Genomic DNA, 7727 nt, shown 5'->3' on the forward strand with positions numbered 1-7727 from the left:
CCCGGTGGCAATGCGGTGCGCGGGCTCGGTCCGAAGAACTGGCCGGGCCCGGTGGTCTACGCCAAGTCGTCGCCGTTGGTGGCGCTGCGAACGGAACGTCCGGACGCGGCGATCGCATTTGACGCGGGCACCGATCTCGCCGCGGCCGCTGCCGCCGCGAAGACGGCCGATGTCGCAATCGTGTTCGTGACGCAATGGACCGCGGAGTCGCTCGATTTCCCGCTCACGCTGCCGGATAACCAGGATGCGCTGATCGCCGCGGTCGCTGCCGCCAATCCGAACACGATCGTGGTGCTGGAGACCGGCGGCGCGGTGACGATGCCGTGGATCGATGGCGTCCGCGGCGTCGTCCAGGCCTGGTATCCCGGCAGCCGCGGTGGCACTGCGATCGCACGGGTGCTGACCGGCGCGGTCAACCCGTCGGGACATCTGCCGATCACCTTCCCGCTGAGCGCCGATCAGTTCCCGCGCGCGGTGATCCCCGGCAAGGGCCTGCCCGAAAAGCAGATCTTCGACGTCCGCTACACCGAGGGCGCGGCGGTCGGCTATAAATGGTTCGACCGCAACCGCACCCGCCCGCTGTTTCCGTTCGGGCATGGGCTGAGCTACGGCAAATCGTCGCTCGATGGCGTGCAGGCGCGCGTCGTCGGCAAGGATCTCCATGTCGGCTTCCGCGTGCGCAACACCGGCAAGGTCGCGGGCAAGTATCTCGGCCAGGTCTATGTCGCCCCCGCGGCCGCCAACTGGGAGGCGCCCAAACGGCTCGCTGGCTTCCGCAAACTCGCTCTGTCGCCCGGGCAATCCGAAGCCGCGTCGCTGGTGATCGATCCCCGCCTGCTCGCCACCTGGGACCAGGGCCGCCAACAATGGCACGTCGCGCCCGGCCGCTACACCGTGACGCTGGCGAGTTCGGCGGCGGACGCGGGTCGGCGGGTGAGCGTCACCCTGCCCGAGCGCTGGCTACCGGTCGGCTCGCTCGCGCCGCAGCGGTGAGGGTGTCGTGCTCTCTTGGCCGGAGAGGGCGACAAATCAGCGAGAAACGTCCTGTTCTCCCGCGAAAGCGGGAGTCCAGGGTTCCGATAGAGGCGAATGGTTGTCGTGCTTGACCCTGGGTCCCCGCCTCCGCGGGGACACAAACGTGGTTGCTAAAGTTGGTCAGTCTTCCGCAGCGGTCTCGTCAGGTCGAAACCCCGTATTTGGCAGCGACACCCATCTACCGGTTGGACGTCGCCCTCAGTTCTCTTAATCTACTTTAAGCTACTGCAACGACAGCTTGAAAACCAAGCCGCTCGGGATAGATTGCTCACGAACTGAGCGGCCTCTGAGGAATGAATGAGCGGCGATAATCGAGATGCCTTCGGGGCGTTGGTCCGAAAACTGAATGAGCTTGCGACGCTGAACGACGCCGACAAGGAGGCGATCGCGGCATTGCCGTTCAGGGTGACCACCGCGTCATCGGGTGCGCACCTGGTGCGCGAAGGCGACAAGATCGTCGAATGTTGCCTGCTGCTGAGTGGGTTCGCGTTCCGCTACAAGCTGTCGGCGAATGGCAATCGGCAGATCGTGTCCTTCCACCTTCCCGCCGACATCCTCGATCTCCAGCATCTGCTGCTGCCGACCGCGGATCACGGGGTGCAGACGCTGGGCGAGGCGAAGGTCGCCTGGATCCCGGTCGCGGCGCTGAAGACGCTGATCGAACAGCGCCCTGCGATTGGCGAGGCGATGTGGCGCGATACCCTGATCGACGCGTCGATCTTCCGCGAATGGGTGCTGAACGTCGGCCAGCGCGACGCGCGGTCGCGGATCGCGCACATGCTCTGCGAGTTCGCGCTTCGTCGGCAGGCGGCGGGCCTCGGCACGCCCGAGCGATTCGAGCTGCCGATGACCCAGGAACATATCGCCGACGCCACGGGGCTAACCGCCGTGCACGTCAACCGCATGCTGATGTCGCTCACCAACGATGGCATCATCGAACGCGACAAGCGGGAGATCAGGATCGCGGATTGGGATCGGATGCGCCGTGCAGCGGACTTCCAGCCCGGTTACCTGCACATGGCGGCATGATGTCGGTTTCGTTCCAGGATATCACACTGGACACCGGAGGGACGGACGAACGCGCCGTCCTGGTCATGCGAAATGGGCGCCTGACCGCGATCCTATCCCGATTGGGTCAGATGCACGAAGAGCTCGCCGGGCAGTGGTTCGTCGAGACGATGTTCGGAGCCTCGCCTAACTCCCAACAGCATGTCTTCGCGAATCCGGACGAGTTCGTCGCGTGGCTCGGGGAACAGGGCGTCTAGCCGAGGCCTTGCTAATAGCCCCTTCGGCGATGTGGGCGAGAGGCGCGATCTCTACGTTCCCCGATTGTGCTCCCGCGAAGGCGGGAGCCCAGTACTGGGTCCCCGCCTTTGCGGGGACACAAGGCTGTACTTCCGAAAAGGTATGAGCACCGCCGTTGCCAGGGAAAGGCCATCGCGCTTCACTTCGGTCGCAAACGACCCCAACCAGCCGTCACACCACGTCGCATAACTGGAACGCGCGCATCACGGCGCCGCGATCGAATGGCTTGGTCAACACCGGCTGCACCGGCACGTTCGGGTGGCAAGCCGACGGCGTCCCGGTGATGTAGAGCACGGGGATAGCGCCGAGCGCCTCGTGGATCGCGTAGACCGCTCGGGGCCCCGTCCCTTCCGCCAACGTAACGTCGGAGGTGATGAACGACGGCGGTTGCGCGATCGCCATCGACACCGCCTCCGATTCTGACTGCGCGAACGCGAAGGAGGTGGCGCCCACCGACCCGAGCAGCCATTCCAGGTCCATAGCGACCAGCGGTTCGTCTTCGATAATGAGCACGTGGCACATGGTTCAGGCCCTGTTGACCCACGTTAAAGCATTGGGCCTGCGGTTCGGGCCCGGACCGACTGTCATTTATTGTTCATGAAGCGCGGCGTTGCTGGCCGAGGTGCAGGTACAAGCTACTGAAATCGCCCGCAGATCGCAGCCGCTCCCAATCCAGTATCTTGATGTGGCGACGATCGAACGCGATCACTCCCTCGCTCACCAGCAGTTTCATCATGCGATTGACGTGGACGCTGGTGAGGCCGACCGCATCGCCGAGTTGTTCCTGGGTTATGGGCAAGTGAAAACCGGCATGGAGATCGGTTCCGGCTTCCTGCATTCGTTCCGCGAACTCGCACAGCAGGTGGGCGATCCGGCCGTGGCCATCGCGGCGCCCGACGTTCAGCACCCATTCGCGAAGGATCGATGCCTCTACCAGCGTCTCGATCCAGATCGCCCGCGCGATGGTCGGGCGGCTGAGCACAAGATCCTGCAGATCCTTGCGGTTGATGTCGATCACCTCGAGCGCGGTCAGCGCCTGGATGTTGTGATCCGCCATGTCGAGGAACAGGTGCTGGAGATCGAGGAAGTCGCCGGGCACGCGGATCGAGACGATCTGCCGCCGGCCGTCCGCGGTCAGCTTGTGGCGAAAGGCGAGGCCTGACACGACATAGCTGCAGGAGCGGAGCGAGATCTCGCCTTCGCGGACCAGATAGCTCTGCGGGGGCAGTGCTCTTGTGGAGAAACGCAACGCGAACAGCGCGTCGCGATCGGCCTGGTCGAGCGTCACGCGCCTGCCGACGCTTGCCACCATCTTTTCGAAAACTGCTTCGTTCATGGCGGGCTCCCAAACGGCGGGAGCACAAACATCTCTCGGTCGTCAGCGCCTTGTTACACATGCGACGATGCGTCACGTTAGCAGATGTTGGCGGGCTTCGTCGGACATATGTTAAGAAACCGGTCGCTGGTTGCAAAAGACTTTGGGCTACGTCGCCGGCGCTATACGCAGAGGCGGGAAAAAATGGCGGGGCATTGTGGTGATTGAAGACGACTTCCTCGAAGAAAACACCGTTACCGACGGCCGCCGCTACAAGGCGCCCGCGCTCGAAAAAGGGCTCGACGTCCTCGAGCTGCTGTCTACCACCAGCGAAGCGCTGACCCTGACCGCAATAGTCACCCGGCTGGGTCGCAGTCATGGCGAATTGTTCCGGATGGTCCAGGTGCTGCAGTTCCGCGGCTATCTTGAACAGGATCCCGCGACCGACGGCTATCGCCTGACCGACCGGCTGTTCTCGCTCGGCATGCAGCAGCCACGGACACAGGGGCTGGTCGAGGCGGCGCTGCCGATCATGCGGCAGCTTGCGGTCGATGCCGGCCAGTCGTGCCACCTGGCACTGCATTCGCGCGGCGAGATGGTGGTCGTTGCACGCATGGAATCGAGCGAACAACTCGGTTTCTCGGTGCGCGTGGGCTATCGCCGGCCGCTTACCCAGGCGGCATCCGGTGTCGTGCTCTACGCGTTCCAGCCGTTCGACGTGCAGCAGCGCTGGGAAAAGCTGTTCGAACCACGCCTGTCGCGCAGCGAACTGGCAGCATTCCGCGCGCATGCCGAGGAAGTTCGCCAGCGTGAGGTCGAGCTGACGCCGAGCCGCTTCGTCGGTGGCGTTACCGACATCTCCGCGCCGGTGATGCGCGGCGGGGCGGCGGCGGCGGCCCTGACCATGCCGTATCTCTCGACGCTCGATCCGGCCGTGAGCATCGACGTGGCGGCCGAGGCGGTCAAGGCGGCGGCCGGCCGCATCTCCACCCAGTTGATCGCGGCAGACAGTCGACTCTGACACGCGCCCGAGCGCTTGATCCACACGCTATCTTCACATATGAAAACCGCCGGCGTTGGTGAAGGCGCTTGGTACTGGCTGGTGCGAGGGAACAAGCGTTGACGATGATCACCCGGCTGGAAGTTCTCGACGTGCGCTTTCCGACGTCGAATTTCCTCGACGGATCGGACGCGATGAACCCGGATCCGGATTATTCGGCGGCCTATTGCATCCTCCACACCGATGACGCCGCGCTGACCGGACACGGGCTGACTTTCACGATCGGCCGCGGCAACGAGATCTGCTGTGCCGCGATCCGCGCGCTGGCGCCGTTGATCGAGGGGCTCGATCTCGAGTGGATTTGCGCCGATGGCGGCCGCTTCTGGCGGCACATCACCGGCGACAGCCAATTGCGCTGGATCGGCCCGGAGAAGGGCGTGATCCATCTCGCGACCGGCGCCGTCGTCAATGCGGTGTGGGATCTGCTCGCCAAGGCGGCGGGCAAGCCGTTGTGGCGCTACGTCGCGGAGATGACGCCGGCGGAGATCGTGCGCTGCATCGACTTCCGCTACATGACCGACGCCGTCACCCCCGACGAGGCGCTGACGCTGCTGACCGAGCGGGCGGCGGGCAAGGGCGCGCGGATCGCCGATCTCGAGGCGCGAGGCTATCCCTGCTATACCACTTCGGCGGGGTGGCTCGGCTATTCCGACGAGAAACTGGCGACCCGCTGCCGCGAGGCGGTCGCGGCCGGCTTCCGCCACGTCAAGCTGAAGGTCGGACGCGACGCCGCCGAAGATATCCGCCGGGTCGGTGTCGCCCGCGCTGCGATCGGCCCGGACGTCGCGCTGATGATCGATGCCAACCAGGTCTGGGAGGTAGATGAGGCGATCGATCGGGTCCGCGAGCTCGCCTTCGCCAACCCGTGGTTCATCGAAGAACCGACCAGCCCAGACGACGTCGCGGGTCACCGTGCGATCCGCACTGCCGTTTCCCCGATCGGCGTCGCGACGGGCGAGATGTGCCAGAACCGGGTGCTGTTCAAACAATTCATCGTCGGCGGCGCGATCGACGTCGTCCAGCTCGACGCGTGCCGGCTGGGCGGCGTCAACGAAGTCCTCGCGGTGCTGCTGCTCGCGATGAAATACGACGTGCCGGTCTGCCCGCACGCGGGCGGCGTGGGCCTGTGCGAATATGTCCAGCACCTCTCGATGATCGACTTCCTCTGCTTTTCCGGCACGACCGAGGGCCGGGTCGCGGAATATGTCGATCACCTCCACGAACATTTCGTCGACCCCTGCGTCGTCGACAACGGCGCCTATCGCGCGCCGACCGCGCCTGGCTATTCGATCGAGATGCACCCGCAGTCGCTGGCCGACTACGCGTTCCGCGGGGCACCCTAGGGCGCCGTATTGACGACGCACGTCCGCACCGGCAGCTATGGCGGCTCGAACCGGAGGATCGCACGCTGACTATCACGCCCATCGCCCGAATTGCACTGATCGCGGCGCTGCTGGTCACGACCGGCGCGTCCGCGCAGATCCGCGAGGACGCCGCCGGGATCCGCGAATATACGCTGCGCAATGCGCATGGCGTGACCTTCCGGTTCCTCGACATGGGCGGGATCGTCACCGCGATCGAGGTGCCCGATCGCGCCGGACGGCGCGCGAACGTGGTGCTCGGCTACGGCTCGACGCGCGAGTATCGCGAGCGGATCACCAAGAATTATTTCGGGGCGACGATCGGGCGCTATGCCGGCCGCATCGCGGGGGCGCGGTTCTCGATCGACGGCCGGGTCTATCGGCTGACGCCGAACGACGGGCCCAATGCGCTGCACGGCGGCGGCGCGCCGGGGCTGGAGGCGCAGATCTGGCAGGTCCGCCCGTTCACCGAACCGGGCGTGTCGGGCGCGCGACTGTCGCTGGTCAGCCCGGACGGCGCGCAGGGCTTTCCGGGCAAGCTGACGCTGACGCTGACCTACCGCCTGTTCGCCGACGATCATGTCCGCATCGACTATACCGCCCGGACCACGCGCGCGACGGTGCTGAACCTCACCAACCACAGCTATTTCAACCTCGCGGGCGCGGAAAGCGGCAGCGTCGCGGACCAGCGGCTGCGAATCGACGCCGCGCGCTGGGCGGAAACCGACGCAGCGGGCATCCCCACCGGACAACACCTCCTCGTAGCAAACACCCCGCTAGACTTTCGTGCCGAGCGTCGGATCGGCGATCGGATCGATGATCGCGCGCCGATGATGAGCGCCAAGGGCGGGTATAATCATGCCTGGGTGTTCGACCGTGCGCGGCGCGGCAGTCCCTCGGTGGTGGCGCGGCTGCGCGATCCGGAATCGGGGCGGACGCTGACGGTGTTGTCCACCGAGCCCTCGCTTCAGGTCTATACCGGGGATTATATCGACGGCCGCGATGTCGGGCCCGGCGGCCGGCAGATCCTGCCGCGTGCGGGCATCGCGCTGGAGACGCAGCATCTGTCGGATAGCCCGAACCGGCCGGCCTTCCCGACGACGTTGTTGCGTCCGGGGAAGGAGTTTCGCTCGACGACGATCTGGCGGTTCGGGCTAAGTGATCGCTAGCGGGACCTAAATCACCGCAACCGCATCCGGAGCACCCGGTCCGACGCCGTCATGAACAGCGTTCTCCCATCCTCGCCGAAGGCGCAGTTGGCGATCGGTCCGTCCGCCTCGACCACCCCCAGCGGCTTTGCATCCGGCGTCAGGATCATCAGCCCGCCGGGTGCCGAACAGAACATCGTTCCATCGCGGGCGATCTTCATGCCGTCGGTCAGGCCCTTGGCGCCCGGCACCTGCAGCGGCGCGGTGTCGAGCCAGACGCGCGATCGGATCGGCAAGCCGCGTCGATCGAGATCGTAGACCATGATCCGCGGCGCCTTCTCGTCCGACACCGACACGAACAACCGCCGCTCGTCGGGCGATAACGCGATGCCGTTGGGTCGGGTCAGCGTACCGTCGATCAGCACCGGCTGCCGCCCAGCGACCCAGCGATAGACGCCGTTGACGGACTGTTCCTTCAGCGGCGAGGTATCGCCTTCGGTCAG

9 protein-coding genes are annotated in these 7727 nt (G+C 65.6%); 6 read left to right on the forward strand and 3 right to left on the reverse strand.

Translation table 11 applies throughout. The features are described 5' to 3' along the window. The 3 genes from VF643_RS00005 to VF643_RS00015 all read left to right on the forward strand — a co-directional run. Nucleotides 1-993, forward strand: a 993-nt coding sequence (locus VF643_RS00005) for a glycoside hydrolase family 3 C-terminal domain-containing protein (RefSeq protein ID WP_331041308.1), incomplete at its 5' end; no start/stop codon positions are given. A gap of 339 nt (nt 994-1332) precedes the next feature. Beyond that, nucleotides 1333-2064 carry a Crp/Fnr family transcriptional regulator gene (locus VF643_RS00010; protein ID WP_331041309.1) on the forward strand — a complete coding sequence of 244 codons (732 nt, stop codon included), beginning with the start codon at nt 1333-1335 and terminating at the stop codon, nt 2062-2064. Beyond that, nucleotides 2061-2300, forward strand: coding sequence for a hypothetical protein (locus VF643_RS00015; RefSeq protein ID WP_331041310.1), 240 nt, complete (start codon nt 2061-2063; stop codon nt 2298-2300). Before VF643_RS00010 ends, VF643_RS00015 begins: the two co-directional genes overlap by 4 nt. 211 nt (nt 2301-2511) lie before the next feature. On the opposite strand, the gene VF643_RS00020 is transcribed toward VF643_RS00015, so the two are convergent. Then, nucleotides 2512-2862, reverse strand: a complete 351-nt coding sequence (locus VF643_RS00020) for a response regulator (protein ID WP_331041311.1) — start codon at nt 2860-2862, stop codon at nt 2512-2514. Between the two features lie 73 nt (nt 2863-2935). Further along, on the reverse strand, nt 2936-3676 hold the full coding sequence (locus tag VF643_RS00025; RefSeq protein WP_331041312.1) for a Crp/Fnr family transcriptional regulator: 741 nt from the start codon (nt 3674-3676) through the stop codon (nt 2936-2938). 142 nt (nt 3677-3818) lie between these two features. On the opposite strand from VF643_RS00025, the gene VF643_RS00030 reads away from it, so the two are divergent. From VF643_RS00030 to VF643_RS00040, 3 genes are all read left to right on the forward strand, one after another. After that, nucleotides 3819-4676, forward strand: coding sequence for an IclR family transcriptional regulator (locus tag VF643_RS00030; protein ID WP_331041313.1), 858 nt, complete (start codon nt 3819-3821; stop codon nt 4674-4676). Between the two features lie 104 nt (nt 4677-4780). Continuing rightward, complete coding sequence (locus VF643_RS00035) at nt 4781-6058, forward strand: L-fuconate dehydratase (RefSeq protein ID WP_331041315.1); 1278 nt, start codon at nt 4781-4783, stop codon at nt 6056-6058. Between the two features lie 137 nt (nt 6059-6195). After that, a complete protein-coding gene (locus VF643_RS00040) occupies nt 6196-7245 on the forward strand; it encodes an aldose epimerase family protein (RefSeq protein ID WP_331041316.1) in 1050 nt (349 codons plus the stop codon). An 11-nt stretch (nt 7246-7256) separates the two neighbouring features. Here VF643_RS00040 and VF643_RS00045 read toward each other — a convergent pair. Next, nucleotides 7257-7727: SMP-30/gluconolactonase/LRE family protein (locus VF643_RS00045; protein WP_331041314.1), on the reverse strand; the 471-nt coding region annotated here is incomplete at its 5' end.

Origin of the sequence: Sphingomonas sp. (genome assembly GCF_036387595.1) — a bacterium.
In the GTDB taxonomy this organism is placed as follows: domain Bacteria; phylum Pseudomonadota; class Alphaproteobacteria; order Sphingomonadales; family Sphingomonadaceae; genus Sphingomonas.

What these genes read in the sequence shown, in the direction of transcription:
- VF643_RS00015 (WP_331041310.1), top strand. Translation starts at nt 2,061, where the DNA reads ATGATGTCGGTTTCGTTCCAGGATATCACACTGGACACCGGAGGGACG.
- VF643_RS00025 (WP_331041312.1), bottom strand. Translation starts at nt 3,676, where the DNA reads ATGAACGAAGCAGTTTTCGAAAAGATGGTGGCAAGCGTCGGCAGGCGC.
- VF643_RS00020 (WP_331041311.1), bottom strand. Translation starts at nt 2,862, where the DNA reads ATGTGCCACGTGCTCATTATCGAAGACGAACCGCTGGTCGCTATGGAC.
- VF643_RS00035 (WP_331041315.1), top strand. Translation starts at nt 4,781, where the DNA reads ATGATCACCCGGCTGGAAGTTCTCGACGTGCGCTTTCCGACGTCGAAT.
- VF643_RS00010 (WP_331041309.1), top strand. Translation starts at nt 1,333, where the DNA reads ATGAGCGGCGATAATCGAGATGCCTTCGGGGCGTTGGTCCGAAAACTG.